Raw genomic sequence first — 20,669 nt, forward strand, 5'->3', positions numbered from 1 at the left:
TCCGACGTCGCATCGCGTTGCCCCAGGGCCGACTACCAAGACCAAGCACCTGACCGGTTCGCGCGGCAAAGACGAGAGGGACGCATGACGATCAACGAGCACCGCAATGTGACCAGTGGCAACACCGAGGCGGTGGCGGCGAGCGCACATGCTCTCGTGGACCTGCTGAACGCCGGCGAGCCGTATGCCGTCGCGTTCGGTGGTCAGGGTGCCTCGTGGCTGGAGAACCTCGAAGAGCTCGTCAGCTCGGCCGGCATCGAATCCGAGCTCAGCGAGATCGTCGGCGAAGCGGCCCTGCTGCTGGAGCCCGTCGCGCGCGAGCTCGTCGTCGTACGGCCCATCGGCTTCGAGCCCATGCAGTGGGTGCGCGCCCTCGCCGCCGACGAGCCGCTGCCGTCGGCCAAGCAGCTGACCACCGCCGCCATCTCCGGCCCCGGCATCCTGCTGGCCCAGATGGCCGCCATTCGCGCCGTGCAGCGTCAGGGCCTCGACCTGGCCGGCACCCCGCCCGTCGCCGTCGCCGGCCACTCGCAGGGCATCATCGCCGCCGAGGCGCTCAAGGCCAACGGCACCCGCGACGCCGAACTCCTCGCGCTCCTCCAGCTCATCGGTGCCGCCGGCTCGCTCGTGTCGCGCCGCCGCGGCATGGTCGGCCGCGGCGACAAGTCGCCGATGGTGTCGGTCACCAACGTCGACCCCGAGCGCATCGCCGAACTGCTCGAAGACTTCTCCAAGGACGTCCGCACCGTCCTGCCGCCGGTCCTGTCGATCCGCAACGGCCGCCGCAGCGTCGTCATCACCGGAACCCCGGAGCAGCTGGCCCGCTTCGAGCTGTACTGCAGCAAGATCACCGAGAAGGACGAGGCCGAGCGCAAGAACAAGCTGCGCGGCGGCGCCGTCTTCAGCCCGGTCTTCCAGGGCGTGCAGGTCGAGGTCGGCTTCCACACCCCGCGCCTGGCCGACGGCATCGAGGTCGTCGACCGCTGGGCCGCCAAGTGCGGTATCGACACCGAGCTGGCCCACGCGATGACCGAAGCCATCTTCGTCAAGCCCATCGACTGGGTCGCCGAGGTCGAGCGCATGCACGATGCCGGTGCCCGCTGGATCATCGATCTCGGCCCGAGCGACACCGTCACCCGCCTGACCTCGCCGATCATCCGCGGCCTCGGCATCGGCATCGTGCCCGCCGCCACCCGCGCCGGCCAGCGTTCGCTGTTCACCGTCGGCGCCGCCCCGGTCGTGCAGCCCGCGTGGTCCAGCTTCGCGCCGACGGCGGTCGAGCTGCCCAACGGCGACGTCAAGCTGTCCACCAAGTTCACCCGCCTGACCGGTCGCTCGCCGATCCTGCTCGCCGGCATGACCCCGACGACCGTCGACGCCAAGATCGTCGCCGCGGCCGCCAACGCCGGCCACTGGGCCGAGCTGGCCGGTGGCGGTCAGGTCACCGAGGAGATCTTCGAGAACCGCGTCGCCGAGCTGACGCAGCTGCTCGAGCCGGGCCGCGCCATCCAGTTCAACTCGCTGTTCCTGGACCCTTACCTGTGGAAGCTGCAGCTGGGCGGCAAGCGCATCGTGCAGAAGGCGCGCCAGTCGGGCGCCCCGATCGACGGTGTCATCGTCACCGCCGGCATCCCCGAGCTCGACGAGGCCGTCGCGCTGATCGAGGAACTGCACGAGATCGGCATCACCAACGTGGTGTTCAAGCCGGGCACCGTGGACCAGATCAAGTCGGTCATCAAGATCGCCGAAGAGGTCCCGGACCGGGAGATCATCGTCCACGTCGAGGGCGGCCGTGCCGGTGGCCACCACTCGTGGGAGGACCTCGACGACCTGCTCGTCAGCACCTACTCGGACCTGCGCAAGCAGGCCAACCTGACCATCTGCGTCGGTGGTGGCATCGGCACGCCAGAGCGCGCCGCCGAGTACCTGTCCGGCCGCTGGGCCGAGACCTACGGCTTCCCGCTGATGCCGGTCGACGGCATCCTGGTCGGCACCGCCGCCATGGCCACCCTCGAAGCCACCACCTCGCCTCAGGTCAAGCAGCTGCTGGTCGACACCAAGGGCACCGATCACTGGGTCGGCGCCGGTAAGGCCCAGGGCGGCATGGCTTCCGGCCGCAGCCAGCTGGGCGCGGACATCCACGAGATCGACAACACCGCGTCGCGTTGCGGCCGCCTGCTCGACGAGGTCGCCGGTGACGCCGACGCCGTCGCCGAGCGCCGCGACGAGATCATCGCCGCGATGGCCAACACCGCCAAGCCGTACTTCGGTGACGTCGCGGACATGACCTACCAGCAGTGGCTGCAGCGCTACGTCGAACTCGCGATCGGCGACGGCAGCAGCACCGCCGACACCAAGCGCGCCCACTCGCCGTGGCTCGACATCACCTGGCGCGACCGCTTCGAGGAGATGCTGCAGCGTGCCGAGGCCCGCCTGAACCCGGCCGACGCCGGCCGCATCGAGACGCTGTTCCCGGCGACCGCGGAAGGTGAAGCGCTGCTTGAGGATCCGCAGCGCGCCATCGCGGAGCTGCTCGCCCGGTACCCCGAGGCCGAGACCCTGCGCCTGCACCCGGCGGACGTCCCGTTCTTCATCACGCTGTGCAAGACGCTCGGCAAGCCCGTCAACTTCGTCCCGGTCATCGACAAGGACGTGCGCCGCTGGTGGCGCAGCGACTCGCTGTGGCAGGCGCACGACGCCCGCTACGACGCCGACCAGGTCTGCATCATCCCCGGGACCGCTGCCGTCGCCGGCATCACGCGCGTCGACGAGCCCGTCGGCGAGCTGCTGGACCGCTTCGAGCAGGCCGCCATCGATGAGGTGCTGGCCGCCGGCGTGAAGCCGGTTCCGGTCGTCTCGCGCCGCCAGGCCCGTGCCGACATCACCGGCCCGCTGGCCGTCGTCCTCGACTCGCCCGACGTGCTGTGGGCCGGCCGCACCGCCATCAACCCGGTGCACCGCATCGGCGCCCCGAGCGAATGGCAGGTCAACGAAAACCGTTCGGCCACACACCCGTCCACCGGTTCCCGGCTGGAACTCGACGGTGACGGCGTGGTCCTGAACGTGCCGCTGTCCGACATCTGGATCGCGATCCGCTTCACCCTGCCGACCGCCACCGTGAACGGCGGCATGCCGGTCGTCACCACCGAGGACGCCTCGGCCGCGATGCGCGCCGTGCTCGCCATCGCCGCGGGTGCCGACGGCGTCGATGCCCTGCCGGCCGTCACCGACAACGTCGCGACCGTCACCGCCCAGTGGGACCCCGAAGAGGTCGCCGACCACACCGGCGTCACCGCCACCTTCGGCGCCCCGCTGGCGCCGGGCCTGACGCTGGTGCCCGACGCGCTCGTCGGCCGCTGCTGGCCGGCCGTGTTCTCGGTCATCGGCGCTGCCGTCACCGACGACGGCATCCCGGTCGTCGAAGGTCTGCTGAGCCTGGTCCACCTGGACCACGCCGCGCACCTGCTGGCCCCGATGCCGGCCGAGAAGGCCGAATTGACCGTCACCGCAACGGCTTCCGCCGCGGTCGACACCGAGGTCGGCCGTGTGGTCCCGGTGGAGGTGATCATCCGGGAAGGTGTAGGCGCCGAGGGCGTCATCCTTGCCCGCCTCGAAGAGCGCTTCGCCATCCGCGGCCGCAGCGGTGCCGCCGAGCTGACCGACCCGGTCCGCGCCGGCGGTGCCATCACCGACAATGCCACCGAGACGCCGCGCCGTCGTCGCCGCGACGTCACCGTCACCGCGCCGGTCGACATGAGCGCCTTCGCCGTGGTGTCGGGTGACCACAACCCGATCCACACCGACCGTGCCGCCGCACTGCTGGCCGGCCTGAAATCGCCCATCGTGCACGGCATGTGGCTGTCCGCCGCCGCGCAGCACGTCGTCACCGCCACCGACGGCCGCGCCACCCCGCCGGCCCGGTTGGTCGGCTGGACCTCGCGCTTCCTGGGCATGGTGCTGCCGGGCGACGAGATCGAGTTCCGCGTCGACCGCGTCGGCATCGACCGCGGCGCCGAGATCATCGAGGTCACCGCGAAGGTCGGCGGCGACCTGGTGATGGCCGCGACCGCGCAGCTGGCCGCGCCCAAGACCGTCTACGCCTTCCCGGGCCAGGGCATCCAGCACAAGGGCATGGGCATGGAGGTCCGTGCCCGCTCCAAGGCCGCCCGCAAGATCTGGGACTCCGCGGACAAGTTCACCCGCGAGACCCTGGGCTTCTCGGTGCTGCATGTGGTCCGGGACAACCCGACCAGCATCATCGCCAGCGGCGTGCACTACCACCACCCGGACGGCGTGCTGTTCCTGACGCAGTTCACCCAGGTGGCCATGGCCACCGTCGCGGCCGCCCAGGTTGCCGAGATGCGCGAGCAGGGTGCGTTCGTCGAGGGCGCCATCGCCTGCGGCCACTCCGTCGGTGAGTACACCGCGCTGGCGTGCGTGTCCGGCGTGTACGAGCTCGAGGCGCTGCTCGAGGTCGTGTTCCACCGCGGCAGCAAGATGCACGACATCGTCCCGCGTGACGCCAAGGGCCGGTCGGATTACCGCCTGGCCGCCATCCGGCCGTCGCAGATCGACCTGGACGACAACGACGTCACCGACTTCGTCGCCGGTATCGCCGAGGAGACCGGCGAGTTCCTGCAGATCGTGAACTTCAACCTGCGTGGTTCGCAGTACGCGATCGCCGGTACCGTCCGCGGCCTCGAGGCCCTGGAGGCCGAGATCGAGCGTCGTCGCGAAATCACCGGTGGCAAGCGCTCGTTCATCCTCGTCCCCGGTATCGACGTGCCGTTCCACTCCGAGGTGCTGCGGGTCGGCGTCGCCGACTTCCGCCGCGCGCTGGACCGCGTCATGCCGCACGGGCAGGACCCCGAGCTGCTGGTCGGCAAGTACATCCCGAACCTGGTGCCGCGACCCTTCACCCTGGACAAGGACTTCATCCAGGAGATCCGCGACCTGGTGCCGGCCGAGCCGCTCGACGAGATCCTCGCCGACTACGACACCTGGCGCCGGGACAACCCGTCCGAGCTGATGCGTAAGACCGTCATCGAGCTGCTGGCCTGGCAGTTCGCCAGCCCGGTCCGCTGGATCGAGACGCAGGACCTGCTGTTCATCGAGGAAGCTGCCGGCGGCCTCGGGGTCGAGCGGTTCGTCGAGGTCGGTGTGAAGACCATGCCGACGGTTGCCGGCCTGGCCACCAACACGCTGAAGCTGCCGGAGTACTCGCACAACACCACCGAGGTGCTCAACGTCGAGCGCGACGCCGCGGTGCTGTTCGCGACCGACACCGATCCGGAGCCCGAGGACGATGCCCCCGCCGCGCCCGCAGCCGAGGCCCCGGCGGAAGCCGTTGCCGCAGCACCGGTTCCGGCCGCCGCTCCCGCGGCGCCCGCCGGTGGCCCGCGTCCGGACGACATCACGTACGACGCCGCCGACGCCACCATGGCGCTCATCGCGCTGTCGGCGAAGATGCGCATCGACCAGATCGAGCCGCTGGACTCCATCGAGTCGATCACCGACGGTGCGTCGTCGCGACGCAACCAGCTGCTCGTCGACCTGGGTTCGGAGCTGAACCTCGGCGCGATCGACGGTGCCGCGGAAGCCGACCTGGCCGGTCTGAAGGGACAGGTCACCAAGCTGGCCCGTACCTACAAGCCGTTCGGTCCCGTCCTCTCCGACGCGATCAACGACCAGCTGCGCACGGTGCTCGGACCCTCGGGCAAGCGTCCGGCGTACATCGCCGAGCGCGTCAGCAAGGCCTGGGAACTGGGCCCCGGCTGGGCCAAGCACGTCACCGCCGAGGTGGCGCTGGGCACCCGTGAGGGCAGCAGTGTCCGTGGCGGCGAGATGGGCGGCCTGCACTCCGGTGCATTGGCCGACGCGAACGCCGTCGACAAGGTCATCGACGCCGCGGTCACCGCGGTCGGTGCGCGTAAGGGCATCGCCGTGTCGCTGCCGTCTGCCGGCGGTGCCGGTGGCGGTGTGGTCGACTCGGCCGCGCTCAACGAGTTCGCCGAGAAGGTCACCGGGCCCAACGGTGTGCTGGCCGGCGCCGCCCGCTTGATCCTGGGCGAGCTGGGTCTGCAGACGCCGGTGTCCGCACCGGACGCCACCGACTCCGAGCTGATCGACCTCGTCACCGCCGAATTGGGTTCGGACTGGCCGCGTTTGGTGGCTCCGTCGTTCGACGGCCGCAAGGCCGTGCTGTTCGACGACCGCTGGGCCAGCGCCCGTGAGGACCTGGCGCGCATCTGGCTGCTCGACGAGGACGACGTCAACCGCGACTGGGCCAAGCTCTCCGAGAGCTTCGAAGGTGCCGGACACGTGGTGGCCACGCAGGCCAGCTGGTGGCAGGGCAAGGCGCTCGCCGCCGGCCGCACCCTCCACGCCGCGCTGTACGGCCGCGCGGCCGCCGGTGCGGAGAACCCGGAGAAGGGCCGCTACGCCAACGAGGTCGCGGTCGTCACCGGTGCCTCCAAGGGCTCGATCGCGTCGTCCGTGGTGGGCCAGCTGCTCGCCGGTGGCGCCTCGGTTATCGCGACCACGTCCAAGCTGGACGACAGCCGGTTGGCGTTCTACCGGACGCTGTACCGCGACAACGCCCGCTTCGGTGCCCAGCTGTGGGTCGTGCCCGCAAACATGGCCTCCTACAGCGACATTGACGCGCTGGTCGAGTGGGTCGGCAACGAGCAGGTCGAGAACCTGGGCCCCAAGGCCATCCACCTCAAGGACGCGCAGACCCCGACGCTGCTGTTCCCGTTCGCCGCACCCCGCGTCGCCGGGGATCTGTCGGAGGCCGGCGCCCGTGCCGAGATGGAGATGAAGGTCCTGCTGTGGGCCGTGCAGCGGCTCATCGGTGGGCTCTCGCACATCGGCTCCGAGCGTGACATCGCGTCGCGTCTGCACGTCGTGCTGCCCGGTTCGCCGAACCGCGGCATGTTCGGTGGCGACGGCGCCTACGGTGAGTCGAAGGCTGCGCTCGACGCGGTCGTCGCCCGCTGGAAGGCGGAAACCTCGTGGTCGCAACGAGTTTCGCTGGCGCACGCGCTGATCGGCTGGACCAAGGGCACCGGCCTGATGGGCCACAACGACGCCATCGTGGGTGCCGTCGAGGAAGCCGGTGTCATCACCTACACCACCGAAGAGATGGCCTCGATGCTGCTGAACCTGTGCAGCATCGACGCCAAGGTGTCGGCCGCCCGTGAGCCCATCCAGGTCGACCTGACCGGTGGCCTCGGCGACATCGAGCTCGACATGGCCGAGCTGGCCGCCAAGGCCCGCGAGGAGATGGTGGCCGAGGCCGCTGTCGACGAGGAAGACCTCGAAGGCACCATCTCGGCGCTGCCGTCACCGCCGCGGGGCTACCAGGCCGCGCCGGCTCCGGAGTGGGCCGACCTCGACATCGACCCGGCCGACATGGTCGTGCTGGTGTCCGGTGCCGAACTCGGCCCGTACGGCTCGTCGCGCACCCGCTTCGAGATGGAGGTCTCCGGCGAGCTGTCGGCCGCGGGCGTCCTGGAGCTGGCCTGGACCACCGGTCTGGTCAAGTGGGAAGACGACCCGAAGCCGGGCTGGTACGACACCAACACCGGTGAGCTGGTCGACGAGTCCGAACTGGTCGAGCGCTACCACGACGTCGTGCTGGAGCGCGTCGGCATCCGCGAGTGGGTGGACGACGGCGCCATCGACCCCGATCACGCTGCGCCGCTGCTGGTTTCGGTGTTCCTCGACAAGGACTTCTCCTTCGTCGTGTCCGCCGAGGCCGACGCCCGGGCGTTCCACCAGTTCGATCCGGAGCACACCGTCATCGCGCCGGTGCCGGACAGCAGCGACTGGCAGGTCACCCGCAAGGCCGGTACCGAGATCCGCGTGCCGCGCAAGGTCAAGCTGTCGCGGACCGTCGGCGCCCAGGTGCCGACCGGCTTCGACCCGCAGGTCTACGGCGTCACGCCGGACATGGCCAGCTCGATCGACCGCCTGGCGCTGTGGAACCTGGTCACCACCGTGGACGCGTTCCTGTCGGCCGGCTTCTCGCCGGAAGAGCTGATGCGCTGGGTGCACCCGAGCCTCGTGGCCTCCACGCAGGGCACCGGTATGGGCGGCATGACCTCGATGCAGACCATGTACCACGGCAACCTGCTGGGCCGGAACAAGCCGAACGACATCCTGCAGGAAGTTCTGCCGAACGTCTTCGCCGGTCACGTCGTGCAGTCGTACATCGGTAGCTACGGCGCGATGATCCACCCGGTCGGCGCGTGCGCCACCGCGGCGGTGTCGGTCGAAGAAGGCGTCGACAAGATCCGTTTGGGCAAGGCCGAATTCGTGGTCGCCGGTGGTTACGACGACCTGACACTGGAAGCCATCATCGGCTTCGGCGACATGTCGGCCACCGCCGAGACCGCGATGATGCGGGCCCGCGGCATCAGCGACTCGAAGTTCTCGCGTGCCAACGACCGTCGTCGTCTCGGCTTCGTCGAAGGCCAGGGCGGTGGCACCGTCCTGCTGGCCCGTGGTGACCTCGCGGTGAAGATGGGTCTGCCCATCCAGGCCGTCGTCGCCTACGTGTCGTCGTTCGGTGACGGTGTGCACACCTCGATCCCGGCCCCGGGCCTGGGTGCGCTGGGTGCCGGCCGCGGTGGACGTCAGTCGCAGCTGGTGCGCGACCTGGCCAAGCTGGGCGTCACTCCGGACGACATCGCGGTGATCTCCAAGCACGACACCTCGACGCTGGCCAACGACCCCAACGAGACCGAGCTGCACGAGCGCCTCGCCGCCTCGATGGGCCGGTCCCCGGGCAACCCGCTGTTCATCGTCAGCCAGAAGAGCCTGACCGGACACAGCAAGGGTGGCGCCGCGGCGTTCCAGATGCTGGGCCTGTGCCAGATTCTGCGCGACGGCGTCATCCCGCCGAACCGCAGCCTGGACTGCGTCGACGACGAGCTGTCCAACGCGCAGCACTTCGTGTGGGTCCGCGAGACGCTGAAGTTCGGCGACCGCCTGCCGATCAAGGCCGGTCTGGTGACCAGCCTCGGCTTCGGTCACGTGTCGGGCCTCATCGCTCTGGTGCACCCGCAGGCGCTGGTGGCGGCCCTCGATCCGGCCGAGCGCGAGGACTACCTGCGCCGTGCCGGTGAGCGGGTCCTGGCCGGTCAGCACCGGTTGGCGTCGGCGATCGCCGGTGGGCGCGCGCTGTACGAGAAGCCGGCCGACCGCCGCTTCAACCACGATGCGCCGGAGAAGCGTCAAGAAGCCGACATGCTGCTCGACGCCGACGCGCGTCTGGGCGAGGACGGGTGGTACGCCCGCTCGTGAGGCCTTCTGAGGTATCGGGATTGGGTCCGCTAGGTTGTTGCCCATGAGCATCCTGGGTGTGGGCATCGACCTGGTCTCGATTCCGGATTTCGCCGAGCAGGTCGACCAGCCGGGCACCGTCTTCGCGGAGACGTTCACCCCAGGTGAGCGCCGTGACGCCGCCGACAAGAGTTCGTCGGCGGCACGGCACCTGGCAGCCCGCTGGGCGGCCAAGGAGGCCGTGATCAAGGCGTGGTCGGGCTCGCGGTTCTCGAAGCGTCCGGTGCTGCCCGAGGGCATCCACCGCGACATCGAGGTCGTCACCGACATGTGGGGCCGGCCCAAGGTGCGGCTGTCCGGCGAGATCGCCGAGCACCTCAAGGGCGTGGCCATCCACGTGTCCCTGACCCACGAGGGCGACACCGCGGCCGCCGTCGCGGTGCTCGAGCAGGACTAGTTCTTCTCTGCGCGAGCAGACGTGAATACCCCCAAAATCAGCAGATTTTGGGGGTATTCACGTCTACTCGCCAGCGTGAGCGGCCCGGTCAGTCTTTGCGGCCCGTGACCGCGAGGCTGACACCGAGGCCGACCATGGCCAGGCCGCCGGCACCGCCGATGGCCGCGATGCGCCGCGGCGACTGCGCGAACCAGTCTCGGGCCAGCCCGGCCGCCAAAGCCCAAATGCTGTCAGAGGTCACCGCGATGGCGAGGAACACGACACCCAAAATGAGCATCTGAGTCGATACGTGCCCGACTGCGGGGTCGACCACCTGCGGTAGTGCCGCGACGAAAAACACGATCGTCTTGGGATTGGTCATTCCGACGACGAAGCCGTCGGCAAGCACCCGGAGCGGCCGGATCGAGGACGCGCCACCCGTGAGCGCCTCACCGAGGGCGTGCCGATGCCGGATGGCTTGGACGCCAAGATAAATCAGGTATGCGACACCGATCGATTTGATGATGCCGAAAGCCAGCGCCGAAGCGTAGATGAGTGCACCGGCGCCCAGGGCCACGGCGAGGATCTGTACATAGGCGCCCATCGCATTGCCTGCCACTGTCAGCAACGCCTGGCGCCGTCCGACCGTCAGCGCCCGGCCAACAGTGAACAAGACGCTCGGGCCGGGTACCACGATCACCAAGAACGAGATCAGCCCGAACGCCAACAGATGACCCATCGACGGCATGCGGTGACGATACGCCGGTTGGTGAGGGCGCGCACTACGCTCGATGTCATGGCTGATCTCGTCGCCCGCGTCCGTGAGGTGCTGCCGTCGGTGCGTGCCGACCTGGAGGATCTGGTCCGTATCCAGTCGGTATGGGCCGACCCGGCCCGGCACGCCGAGGTACACCGCAGCGCCGCGCTGACCGCAAAACTGTTGTCCGAGGCGGGCTTCGGTGAGGTGCACATCGTCCAAGAGGGCGGGGCGCCGGCCGTCATCGCCCGGCACCCGGCGCCGGAGGGCGCCCCGACCGTCCTGCTGTACGCGCACCACGACGTGCAGCCCGAGGGCGACGCCGCGCAGTGGGCGTCGGAGCCGTTCGAACCGACCGAGCGCGACGGCCGGCTCTACGGCCGCGGCAGCGCCGACGACAAGGCCGGCATCGCCGTCCACCTGGCCGCGATGCGGGCCCACGGCGGCAACCCGCCCGTCGGCGTGACGGTTTTCGTTGAGGGCGAAGAGGAATCGGGATCGCCTTCTCTGGGTGCCCTGCTGGCCGCGCATCGCGACCTGCTGGCCGCCGACGTCATCGTCATCGCCGATTCGGACAACTGGAGCACCGAGATGCCGGCGCTGACGGTGTCATTGCGCGGGCTTGCCGACTGCGTCGTCGAGGTGGCGACGCTGGACCACGGCCTGCACTCCGGGTTGTGGGGCGGCGTGGTGCCCGACGCGCTGAGCGCTCTGGTGCGGTTGTTGGCCACCTTGCACGACGACGACGGCAACGTCGCGGTCGAAGGTCTGTACGAGGGCACCGCGGCCGACGTCGACCGGGGGCCGGACTGGGTCGCCACCGAGACGGGCATGCTCGACGGCGTCCAGCAGATCGGTTCCGGCTCTGTGGTGCAACGACTTTGGGCCAAGCCGGCCATCACCGTCATCGGCATCGACACCACGTCGATCGCCAAGGCGTCGAACACGCTGATCCCGTCCGCGCGGGCGAAGGTCAGCATGCGGGTTGCTCCCGGTGGGGACGCGCTGGCGCATCTGGCCGCGCTGACCCGGCACCTGGAGAGCCACGCGCCCTGGGGTGCCAAGGTCACCGTGACGCCGGGTGACGTCGGCCAGCCGTACGCCATCGACTCCAGCGGCCCGGTGTACGACGCGGCGCGGTCGGCGTTCACGCAGGCGTGGGGTGTTGCCCCGGTGGACATGGGGATGGGCGGGTCGATCCCGTTCATCGCCGAATTCGCCGAGACCTTCCCGGACGCAACGATTCTGGTCACCGGCGTCGAGGATCCCGGTACCCAGGCGCACAGCATCAACGAGAGCCTGCACCTGGGCGTGCTCGAGAAGGCCGCGATCTCCGAGGCGCTGTTGTTGGACGCGCTCGGGCGCTAGGACGCCCGCGTATTCGACACGAGTCTCTGTTGCATGTTCGATCTGGACCTGTCATCACTGGCTGACAATGTCCGGTTTTGTGACAATGTCACGATTTGCGACGGGTCTGGATCGAACACGTTGGGGTGAGCGGCTGCGCGCGCTCGGTCAGAACGATTCGGGATCGGCCTGCACCGACTCGGGCACCGGGTGTTGGTAGAGCCGAGAGGCGTTCTCCCAGGTGATCTTTCGGATGACGTCTGCAGGCAGGTCGCCGATCTCCTCGTGGATGGTCGCCTGCGTGTGCGGCCAGGTCGAGTCGCAATGCGGGTAGTCGGCTTCGAGCATGATGTTGTCGACGCCGATGCGGTCGCGCTGCACGAACGACGATTGGTCCTCCACCGCGCAGAACCAGAAGTTGCGGGTGAAAACCTCAGCTGGAGTGAGCTTTTCGCCGAGCCGTTCCCACGTGCCGTACATCGAGTGGTAGCTGAGCATGTGGTCGAGCCGGTCCAGCAGCCCGGCGACCCAGCCGATGCCGCCTTCGGACAGGCAGATCTTGAGATCGGGGAACCGGCTGGGCAGGCCGGAATACAGCCAGTCGACGGCCGCCGAGATGGCGTAGGCGAAGAACAGCACGCCCTGCACGTCCGGCGGCGCGTCCGGGGTGGTGGAGGGGGAGGAGCCCGATGATCCGATGTGCAGGTTCACGACGGTGCCGGTCTCGGCGCAGGCCGCCATCATGGGGTCCCAGTAGCCCGAGTGGATGGTCGGCAGGCCCAGCATCGCCGGGTTCTCACTGAAAGTCATGGCGTGGAAACCACGTTCGGCGTTCTCGTAGATCATCTTGGCGCCCACTTCGGGGTCCAGCAGCCAGGGCAGCTGACAGGGGATGATCCGGTCCGGGTAGGAGCCGGCCCACACATCGAAGTGCCAGTCGTTCCAGGCCCGCACCGAGGCCATCGCCAGGTCGCGGTCGGTGGTGACCTGCTGCAGGCGCTGGCCCGCGAATCCCGGCAGGAACGACGGGAAGTTCAGGGACGCGTAGACCCCGTTCAGGTCCATGTCCCGCACGCGTTCGTGGATATCCCACGCGCCCCGGCGCATCTCGTCGAACCGGACCGGCTCGAAGCCGTACTCGGACACCGGACGGCCGACCACGGCGTTGAACCCGACGTTGGGTAGCTCCTGGCCGTCGTACACCCAGGTCTGGCCGCCGCCCGCGGTGTCGACGACCCGCGGCGCCCGGTCGGCGAACCTGCTCGGCAGCCGCCCGGTGAAGGTGTCGGGTGGCTCGACGATGTGGTCGTCGACCGAGATCACGGTGTAGCGGCGCGCGGCACGTGGCGGGTCGGGCAGCAGCGTGACGGTGCGGTCCGCGCCGGTCTTGGCGACGGTGAAATCGAGATTGGCGGCCAGATCGTCGATGGATTTCATGTCGTACCAACGCCTTTACTGGAGAACGGACGGATCGGATTTGATGGTCATGCGGGCAGCGCCGGCCCAGTACACGTCGGCCGCGCGCTCGATCAGGGAGGACTTCATGCCGACCATGTCGGACCACTTCATCTCGCTCGGCTTCAGGCCCGTCAGCAGGACGTCGTAGGCCAGCTTGCAGACCCGCTCGATCGAGGCGGCCCGGTACACCGCCTCGGCGAGGTTGCGGCCCGTGGCGATGACGCCGTGGTTGGCCAGGATGGTCGTGTTCGCCGCGCCGATCCGGGCCGCCAATTCGGCTGCGCGGGAAGGGCTGTCGACCTCGCCGTCGTATTCGTCGACGAGGCAGAGGTCGTCCAGGAACAGCGATCCGGTCTGATGCACCAACTCCGGCAGCCGGCCCAGCGCCGCCAGCACGCACACGTAGTAGGGGTGGTTGTGGATCACCAAGCGCGCATCGGGGCGGGCGCGATGCAGCTCGGTGTGGATGTGGATGGCCGGCGTGACGTCCCAGCGGCCCCGCTGCACGCGGGCGTCCTCGTCGACGACGCAGATGTCGGAGGCGGCGACCTCCTGCCACCACAGGCCCCACGGGTTGACGTACATGTCGGTCCGGCCATCGGGCTGCCAGGTGATGTGCCCCGCCAGATTCTCGGCGAAGCCGATGGTCGCGAGGTGCCGGAACGCGATGGCCATGGCCTGTTCGTCGGTGAGGTCAACGCCGACCGGCGGCGTCACCGACGGTGCCCAGACTTCGAGCCCGCCGCGGCGGGGCTTTTCAGCTGCGGTCATGACCGTCTCCCATCCGGGCGCGGATATCCTCGCGCAGTTGGCCTTTCGCGACTTTGCCGCCCGAGGATCGGGGGAGCTCGTCGACCACGATCAGCCGCTCGGGCAGCAGTTCCTTCGAAACATCCTGCGCGAGCAGGTGCGTGCACAGCTCGGCGAGCTCCAGTGTCGACGAGCCGATCAGTTCGACGTAGACGCAGACCTTTTCGCCGAACACCGGATCAGGCATGGCCACCGCGGCGGCCAGACCCACCGCGGGGTGCGTCATGACGACGTCCTCGACCTGGGCCGCGCTGATGTTCTTGCCACCGCGCACGATGAAGTCGGACGTCCGGCCCGTCACTCGCAGGTAGCCGTCGGCGTCGATTTCGCAGATGTCGCCCATCCGCATCCAGCCGTCGGCGGTGAACAGTTTGTCGTGGTCGGTGCCACCCAGATAGCCGAGGCTGGTCGCCGGCCCGCGGCAGGCGGGCTGGCCCCGGCCGGTGTCGGTGACGTCGGTGTCTCCGTCGAAGAGGCGGACGGCCATGTCCGCGACGATCCGGCCGCCGGTACGCAGCCGGTGCTCGAGCGAGTCGTGCACCGTGGTGCCGCTGAGCAGACCCGTCTCGTTGGAGCCGTAGAACTGCAGAATCGTTGCGCCGGTCAGCTTTTCGAACTCGTGCGCGGGGCGGTAGGGCAGGGCCTCGCCACCGGTGAACACCACCCGCAGCGAGCTCAGGTCGTACTCACGGGCCACCGGGTCGGCCATGATCATGGTCAATTGAGTACTGACATAACACAACACGGTGACCTTGTGCTGTTCGATGGCCGCGCACGCCGCCGCGACACTGAACCGGTCCAGCAGGACGTTGGTGGTGCCCAACAGGATCGGGGTGATGTGGGTGGTCCACAAACCGAAGCCGAACGGGGTCGGGATGACCGGAAGGAAGACGTCGTCGGACGTCAGCAGGCCGTTGGCGACCGCTTGCTGATGGAAGTAATACCAACGGTTCTGTGTGTGCACAACGCATTTCGGTAGCCCGGTGGTGCCCGACGTCGAGTTGATGAGGAAGACGTCGTCGGCGCCCAGCTGGGCCTCGGGGCTCACGTCGGTCGAGTCGGTACCCACGGACAGTTCGTCCAGGGTCAGCAGTGGGCAGCCGATGGCGCCGGCCACGGTGTGGGCCTGAGCCTGCCGCGGGGGATCGGTGACCAGCAGTCGGGGTTCGGCGCTCTGCAGGATGGCCGTCACCTCGCGGATTCCGGCGCGTGCTCCGACACCGACGACCACCGCGCCGCATCGCTCGATGGCGACGAACAGCACGTGGATCGCCGTGGTGTCGCCATGCCACACCGCGATCCGGTCCCCGGGGTGCACGCCCGCACCGGCCAACTGCCCGGCCAAAGCAGTTGCCGCGCAATCGAATTCACGCCAGCTCAGCGACCGGTTCGGGTAATCCGCATATGCGACGCGGTCCGGGGTGCGAGCGGCGTTCGCGCGCACGGCATCCGAGATCGTGGACTCGCTCCACCAGCCATTGGCGTGGAAGCGTGCGACGTCCTCGGCGGTGAATGCCGGCGAACCCGTGACCGCCATGTCCATCGTGGTCGCCTCCGCAGGCCGCATCTTCAAATCATATGAAAATAAGCGCACACTTTGTCAAGGATTCACGAAGATCGCGTGCGGGTGCGCACCATCGCCGGGTCGACCACACCGGCCGAACCCGGGTAGTGCTGGGCATCGAGCAGATGCGTCGCGGCCAATTCCCGCGAGCGTTCGGCGTCGCCGGCTTCGATGGCGTCGATCAGCGTGCGGTGATCCTCCAGTGCGGCCCGGCGCTCGTCGACCGGAATGCCGGCGTGGTCGGTGAACTGCCGTGACCAGTTCAGCTCGTGCGACGACCACAGCTTCTCCAGGGCCCCGGCGAGGATGATCATGGTCTCGTTGCCGCAGTGCTGCACCAATGCCTCGTGGAAGCGCCGGCTCGCGGATGTCACCGCCACCAGATCCTCGACCGACCCGACCGACTCGGCGTGGATGTGCCGAAGGACCGGCACCACCGCGGTCTTGCGGTCCGCGCGCTGCGCACACAACGCCGCACAGGCCGGCTCCACCTGCTGCAGCGCGGCGCCGACGTCGCCGAGGCTCACCTGGTTCGCGCCGAGAACCAGACCCATGGTGTAGGCCACGTTGCTCGCGCTGGGCCGGTGCACCACCGAGCCGCCGAGCTTGCCGCGGCGCACGCTGAGCAGCCCTTCCGCGTCCAGGATTCGGATCGCCTCGCGCAGTGACGGCTTGCTGATCGGAAACTCGGTCAGCAGTTCATCCTCGGTCGGCAGCACGCTGCCGTCGGGGAGGTCACCGCTGAGGATGCGCCGGCGCAACTCGTCGGCCACCTGCTCGGCGAGGCGGCGGAAACGGACGTCGGGCGCGGCCACGGGTCGAGTGTGCCAGAGCGGGGCGCCGGGGTGGTCGAAGCCGGCGCCCGGTCTATCCGGTGTGGCTGGGGTACGAAACGTCGTACCCCGGCGCCGGGGTTCTACTCGTCGTCGTCCTCATCGTCTTCGTCGTCGTCTTCGTCGAATTCCAGATCGAGCGGATCCTCACTGTGGGGGTCCACGGAGTACTGCTGCCAGTAGGACGGGCTGAAGTAGATGGTGTCCGAGTGGTCGGCGTCTTCGCCGATCTGGACCCAGAGAATCTGGTCCTTCTCGCCATAGCTCAGCGCCTGGGGGTAGCGAATGCTGCTGTCGACAGTGCGGATGTGGATGTTGTGCGTCACGTCAAAAGTCTTGCACCTGAACGCATCTGCGGCTGTTCGCGCAACGCCGGTGGAGACAACGATTGGCCGAACGGCCACGCAGCTGTCACACGTGGTTGGGTGGGCCGCCACCCGGTTCCCGGCTCGTCCAGCCGGGAACCGCTGACGGTGCTCGACTGCTAGACCGACAGGTCCCGTCGCAACTTGGCCACGTGGCCCGTGGCCTTGACGTTGTACTGCGCGACCTCGATGTTGCCCTTCTCGTCCACGAGGAACGTCGAGCGGATGACGCCCTGCACGGTCTTGCCGTACATCGTCTTCTCGCCGAAGGCGCCGTAGGCGGTGAGCACCTTGCGGTCGGGGTCCGACAGTAGCGGGAATGTCAGGCCTTCGTTGTCGCGGAACTTGGCGAGCTTCTCGGGCTTGTCGGGCGAGATGCCGATGACGTCGAGGCCCGCCTCGTTGAGTTCGGCCAGGCTGTCGCGGAAATCGCAGGCCTGCTTGGTGCAGCCCGGCGTCGAGGCTGCGGGGTAGAAGTACACGATGACCTTGCGGCCCTTGTAGTCCGACAGCTTTACGGTGTTGCCGTCGGCGTCGGGCAGGCTGAATGCGGGGGCTTTGTCGCCCACTTCGAGTCGCGGGGTCGGTGCCACCGGGAGGTCCCTTCTGTCGGCCAGGCGTTGCTGTTGCGGCAAGCTGCTCTAGGGTAGAGCGCCTAGGAGCAACGCGAGCTGGAGGGCTGAAGTGGCTGACCGGAATCCTGACGAGATCAAGCAGGAAATCGATCGTGCACGCGATCAGTTGGCGTTGACGGTGGACGCCCTCGCAGAGCGGGCAAACCCCCAGCGGCTGGCCGACGACGCCAAGGCCAAGGCCATCGCGATCGCTTCCAAGCCCGCGGTCATCGCAACGTTCGCCGGACTCGGCGTTGTGGTGCTGGTGGTGGTCATCCGCAAGATCCGCGGATAACCCGACTTTCTAGTTCCCGCGGCGCGGTGTCAGCCAGCCTGGCAGCCAGCTGCGCGGGGGATTCGCAACCCGGCCCAGCCGGGTGCAGTTGTGGACGATGACCAGGGCGTCGTCGACTGCTGCCGCAACGTCGGCACTCGGCGCCGCGTAGGTTGCACCGGCGATGGGTGTCATCAGCTAACTCCCTTCAGTCGTCGTCACCTATATTTCTACACCATCATACGCCGTTTCAGCTAACTCTGTTTTTCGGTGGCTCGTTGCAAAATTGCAGGTCTATGTAATTTTTGACGGTTTTCGGCGTCGGACCGCTATTGACGATCGTGCGCGTATACAGGGTCTTGACAGGTGTGCATTGGCTACTGTTCGACCGGGATTCGCTGTGGTCGTGCGGGTTTCGGCTCGCTCAAGTGGTGCGCAGGTGGGCGGCGAGTCCGGCGCGTGTGATGTTGGACACCTCCAAGGCTGTGTGGCGGGTCCATCGGGCCGTCCGACCCGGTATGGATACCCGCGATCGAGGTCCGGAAACGGCGCTGACCATACGATTTCACCCTGCGGCCATCGGGCTGTTAAGGTCTCTCTCGCGCGCCGTTAGCTCAGTTGGTAGAGCAGCTGACTCTTAATCAGCGGGTCCGGGGTTCGAAACCCTGACGGCGCACAGATGCGAAAGCCCCCTCCTTCGGGAGGGGGCTTTCGTCGTTTCAGGTTGACCCTGCGGTGCGGGTCTCCGCTACTCGGCCTTTTGCGCCTTGGTCGCAGGGTGAACACTGGCCGTGGGTTGGCTCTGCGGTGTGGGTCTTGGCTACTCGGCTTTCTGCGCCCTAGCCGCAGGGTGAACGCCAGTCTGGTGTTGGTTCTGCGCTGAGGGCCTGCGTTACTCGGTTTTTCGCGCCGTAGGCCCAGGGTCAACGCCGCGAAGCGCAGGCCGGGGAAAGCGGCTTAGCCGAAAACCCAAGCGGCAGAACATCATTACCTGCCAAGTAATCGACTGGCCTCGTTTCGGCCGCCAAGCTTTGAGCTGACCAACCCGACATGAAAGAGGTCAGCATGAACGACATCGTCACCGCGTACCTGAAGACCTGGAACGCCACCGACCCGACTGAACGGAAGGCGCTGCTCGACGACCACTGGACGCCCGAGGCGTCCTACACCGATCCGATGGCCGACGTCGCGGGTCACGACGCCATCTCCGGCGTGATCGGCGCGGTCCACACCCAATTCCCCGGATTCGTCTTCTCGCTCGTCAGCGGCCCGGACAGCCATCACAACCAGGCCCGCTTCCAGTGGGGCCTGGGGCCAGCGGGGGAGCAGCCGCCGATCGTCGGATTCGACGTGCTGGCCACGGACGCCGACGGCCGCATCCGGTCGGTGCACGGCTTCCTGGACCAGGTGCCCGGCTGACCCTAGGAGTCGACGCGAAGGGCTTCGGTGCGCAGGAACGTGGCCAGCCGAGCGGTCGCCAGCGCCTGCTCGGCGTCGTACTGCTCGAACGTCGCCACCACACTGAACCCGAGGCGCCCGGCCAAGCGGAGCGAGGCGCGGTTGGCGGTCTGGGTGATGATCACGACAGGTTGGTCGTCCAGCTCGCCGGCCGCGTACTCCAGCAGTAGCCGCGCGGCTTCGCTCGCATAGCCCCGACCCCACGCGTGCGGACGGAAGACGTAGCTCAGCTCGAGTTCGTCGCCGCCGGGGTCCAGATGGCCGGGCACGTCGTTGCGACGGCGACTCAGCGTCACCGTCCCAAGCATCTCGTCGGAATCCTTGGCCGTCGCGATGTAGCAGCCGGGGGCTTCCAATAACGTTGCCGCGCCGACCCCTTCGAGCACGGCGCGCACTTCGTGGACAGGGCGCGGTCCGCCCAGATACCGGCGCACCCGCTCGTCGGTCTGCGTTTCGATCAGGCCCTCGGCGTCCTCGTCGCGCGCCTTGCGAAGGCGAACTCGGGGTCCTTCGAGGCAGGACGCTTGCAACTCGATCGCATCACCCACGTGCACCACTGTGCCAGCCGGGCGCGCGGCCCCCGGAAAACAAACATCGCCCCACCCGCTACGCGCAGGTGAGGCGATGTTCTACCTCGGGGTGGCTGACGGGACTCGAACCCGCGACACCCAGGATCACAACCTGGTGCTCTACCAGCTGAACTACAGCCACCATCGCTGCTTCTCAGAAGCAGCGTCGTAGATACTAACCGCTTGGGCCCGCTAAGCCGAATCGGTCTCCACGGCGTCGTTCGTCGGTGGGCCGAGTTCACCGGCGACGGCCGCGATTTCGCTGGTAGACGGGCCGGGCGCGGGCACGAACGCGGTGCCGCGGTAGTACTTCAACTCACGGATGGATTCGTGGATGTCGGCCAGGGCGCGGTGTGCCAGCCCCTTGTCGGGCTGCCCGAAATAGATGCGCGGGTACCAACGGCGGCACAGTTCCTTGATCGAGCTGACGTCGATCATCCGGTAGTGCAGGAAGTCGTCGAGGCGGGGCATGTCGCGGGCGATGAAGCCGCGATCGGTGGCGATCGAATTGCCAGCCAGGGGAGCGGTTTTCGCCTGCCCGATGTGGCCGCGGATGTAGTCCAGCACCATCTGCTCGGCCTCTTCGAGGGTGACCGTGGAGGTCCGCACCTCGTTGATCAGGCCCGAGCGGGTGTGCATCTTCATCACCACATCCGCCATGCCGTCGAGGGCGGCGTCGTCGGTGTGGATCACCACGTCGACGCCCTCGCCGAGCACGTTCAGGTCGCTGTCAGTGACCAATGCCGCGATCTCGATGAGCCGGTCGGACTTGAGATCCAGCCCCGTCATCTCGCAGTCGATCCATACCAGTTCGTCACGCACGGTGTTCCAGACTATTCCCAGGCGTTCAACGGGGTGTCCATACCCGGCCACCAGCGACCCGACGAAGTAGGGTC

The 20,669-nt window shown here is 68.2% G+C and carries 15 protein-coding genes and 2 tRNA genes; 6 read left to right on the forward strand and 11 right to left on the reverse strand.

Going from position 1 to position 20,669, the window contains the following annotated elements; translation table 11 throughout:
• Positions 1-84 precede the first annotated feature (84 nt).
• Positions 85-9,309 (forward strand): type I polyketide synthase, encoded by a 9,225-nt coding sequence (locus BR47_RS0109230; protein WP_029119321.1) that lies wholly within the window; start codon positions 85-87, stop codon positions 9,307-9,309.
• A 43-nt stretch (positions 9,310-9,352) separates the two neighbouring features.
• The gene (gene acpS / locus BR47_RS0109235; RefSeq protein ID WP_020102278.1) at positions 9,353-9,745 is read left to right on the forward strand and encodes a holo-ACP synthase AcpS; all 393 of its coding nucleotides are present in this window, start codon (positions 9,353-9,355) and stop codon (positions 9,743-9,745) included.
• 88 nt (positions 9,746-9,833) lie between these two features.
• On the opposite strand, the gene BR47_RS0109240 is transcribed toward acpS, so the two are convergent.
• Positions 9,834-10,472, reverse strand: coding sequence for a LysE family translocator (locus BR47_RS0109240; protein WP_020102277.1), 639 nt, complete (start codon positions 10,470-10,472; stop codon positions 9,834-9,836).
• A 48-nt stretch (positions 10,473-10,520) separates the two neighbouring features.
• On the opposite strand from BR47_RS0109240, the gene BR47_RS0109245 reads away from it, so the two are divergent.
• A complete protein-coding gene (locus BR47_RS0109245; RefSeq protein ID WP_029119322.1) occupies positions 10,521-11,849 on the forward strand; it encodes a dipeptidase in 1,329 nt (442 codons plus the stop codon).
• Positions 11,850-11,996: 147 nt separating this feature from the next.
• Here the strand turns inward: BR47_RS0109245 and BR47_RS0109250 are convergent, their stop codons facing one another.
• From BR47_RS0109250 to bcp, 6 genes are all read right to left on the reverse strand, one after another.
• A complete protein-coding gene (locus tag BR47_RS0109250) occupies positions 11,997-13,265 on the reverse strand; it encodes an amidohydrolase family protein (RefSeq protein WP_029119323.1) in 1,269 nt (422 codons plus the stop codon).
• Between the two features lie 15 nt (positions 13,266-13,280).
• Positions 13,281-14,057, reverse strand: a complete 777-nt coding sequence (locus BR47_RS0109255; RefSeq protein ID WP_177127366.1) for a class II aldolase/adducin family protein — start codon at positions 14,055-14,057, stop codon at positions 13,281-13,283.
• Positions 14,044-15,663 (reverse strand): class I adenylate-forming enzyme family protein, encoded by a 1,620-nt coding sequence (locus BR47_RS0109260; protein WP_502685820.1) that lies wholly within the window; start codon positions 15,661-15,663, stop codon positions 14,044-14,046. The genes BR47_RS0109255 and BR47_RS0109260 overlap by 14 nt, the downstream gene beginning before the upstream one ends.
• A 41-nt stretch (positions 15,664-15,704) precedes the next feature.
• Positions 15,705-16,475 carry a FadR/GntR family transcriptional regulator gene (locus tag BR47_RS0109265; protein WP_020102272.1) on the reverse strand — a complete coding sequence of 257 codons (771 nt, stop codon included), beginning with the start codon at positions 16,473-16,475 and terminating at the stop codon, positions 15,705-15,707.
• A gap of 101 nt (positions 16,476-16,576) precedes the next feature.
• Entirely contained in the window at positions 16,577-16,819 is a 243-nt protein-coding gene (locus BR47_RS0109270) for a hypothetical protein (RefSeq protein ID WP_029119326.1), read from the reverse strand.
• 158 nt (positions 16,820-16,977) lie between these two features.
• On the reverse strand, positions 16,978-17,451 hold the full coding sequence (gene bcp / locus BR47_RS0109275; RefSeq protein ID WP_029119327.1) for a thioredoxin-dependent thiol peroxidase: 474 nt from the start codon (positions 17,449-17,451) through the stop codon (positions 16,978-16,980).
• Positions 17,452-17,542: 91 nt separating this feature from the next.
• Here bcp and BR47_RS0109280 point away from each other — a divergent pair, with 91 nt between their 5' ends.
• Positions 17,543-17,767 carry a DUF3618 domain-containing protein gene (locus BR47_RS0109280; RefSeq protein ID WP_020102269.1) on the forward strand — a complete coding sequence of 75 codons (225 nt, stop codon included), beginning with the start codon at positions 17,543-17,545 and terminating at the stop codon, positions 17,765-17,767.
• 9 nt (positions 17,768-17,776) lie between these two features.
• Here BR47_RS0109280 and BR47_RS33495 read toward each other — a convergent pair whose 3' ends face one another.
• Complete coding sequence (locus BR47_RS33495; protein ID WP_099048539.1) at positions 17,777-17,941, reverse strand: hypothetical protein; 165 nt, start codon at positions 17,939-17,941, stop codon at positions 17,777-17,779.
• A gap of 408 nt (positions 17,942-18,349) precedes the next feature.
• On the opposite strand from BR47_RS33495, the gene BR47_RS0109290 reads away from it, so the two are divergent.
• Positions 18,350-18,422, forward strand: a tRNA-Lys gene (locus BR47_RS0109290).
• A 389-nt stretch (positions 18,423-18,811) separates the two neighbouring features.
• The gene (locus BR47_RS0109295; RefSeq protein WP_029119328.1) at positions 18,812-19,165 is read left to right on the forward strand and encodes a nuclear transport factor 2 family protein; all 354 of its coding nucleotides are present in this window, start codon (positions 18,812-18,814) and stop codon (positions 19,163-19,165) included.
• A gap of 2 nt (positions 19,166-19,167) precedes the next feature.
• On the opposite strand, the gene BR47_RS0109300 is transcribed toward BR47_RS0109295, so the two are convergent.
• From BR47_RS0109300 to orn, 3 genes are all read right to left on the reverse strand, one after another.
• Positions 19,168-19,752, reverse strand: coding sequence for a GNAT family N-acetyltransferase (locus BR47_RS0109300; RefSeq protein ID WP_231506683.1), 585 nt, complete (start codon positions 19,750-19,752; stop codon positions 19,168-19,170).
• Positions 19,753-19,842: 90 nt separating this feature from the next.
• Positions 19,843-19,915, reverse strand: a tRNA-His gene (locus BR47_RS0109305).
• A 50-nt stretch (positions 19,916-19,965) separates the two neighbouring features.
• Entirely contained in the window at positions 19,966-20,595 is a 630-nt protein-coding gene (gene orn / locus BR47_RS0109310) for an oligoribonuclease (RefSeq protein WP_020102265.1), read from the reverse strand.
• Positions 20,596-20,669 lie beyond the last annotated feature (74 nt).

The organism is Mycobacterium sp. UNC410CL29Cvi84, from assembly GCF_000686745.1.
GTDB classification, from domain to species: domain Bacteria; phylum Actinomycetota; class Actinomycetes; order Mycobacteriales; family Mycobacteriaceae; genus Mycobacterium; species Mycobacterium mucogenicum_B.

What these genes read in the sequence shown, in the direction of transcription:
- BR47_RS0109255 (WP_177127366.1), bottom strand. Translation starts at nt 14,057, where the DNA reads ATGACCGCAGCTGAAAAGCCCCGCCGCGGCGGGCTCGAAGTCTGGGCA.
- BR47_RS33495 (WP_099048539.1), bottom strand. Translation starts at nt 17,941, where the DNA reads ATGACACCCATCGCCGGTGCAACCTACGCGGCGCCGAGTGCCGACGTT.
- BR47_RS0109295 (WP_029119328.1), top strand. Translation starts at nt 18,812, where the DNA reads ATGAACGACATCGTCACCGCGTACCTGAAGACCTGGAACGCCACCGAC.
- BR47_RS0109250 (WP_029119323.1), bottom strand. Translation starts at nt 13,265, where the DNA reads ATGAAATCCATCGACGATCTGGCCGCCAATCTCGATTTCACCGTCGCC.
- acpS (WP_020102278.1), top strand. Translation starts at nt 9,353, where the DNA reads ATGAGCATCCTGGGTGTGGGCATCGACCTGGTCTCGATTCCGGATTTC.
- BR47_RS0109245 (WP_029119322.1), top strand. Translation starts at nt 10,521, where the DNA reads ATGGCTGATCTCGTCGCCCGCGTCCGTGAGGTGCTGCCGTCGGTGCGT.
- BR47_RS0109240 (WP_020102277.1), bottom strand. Translation starts at nt 10,472, where the DNA reads ATGCCGTCGATGGGTCATCTGTTGGCGTTCGGGCTGATCTCGTTCTTG.
- BR47_RS0109260 (WP_502685820.1), bottom strand. Translation starts at nt 15,663, where the DNA reads ATGCGGCCTGCGGAGGCGACCACGATGGACATGGCGGTCACGGGTTCG.
- BR47_RS0109230 (WP_029119321.1), top strand. Translation starts at nt 85, where the DNA reads ATGACGATCAACGAGCACCGCAATGTGACCAGTGGCAACACCGAGGCG.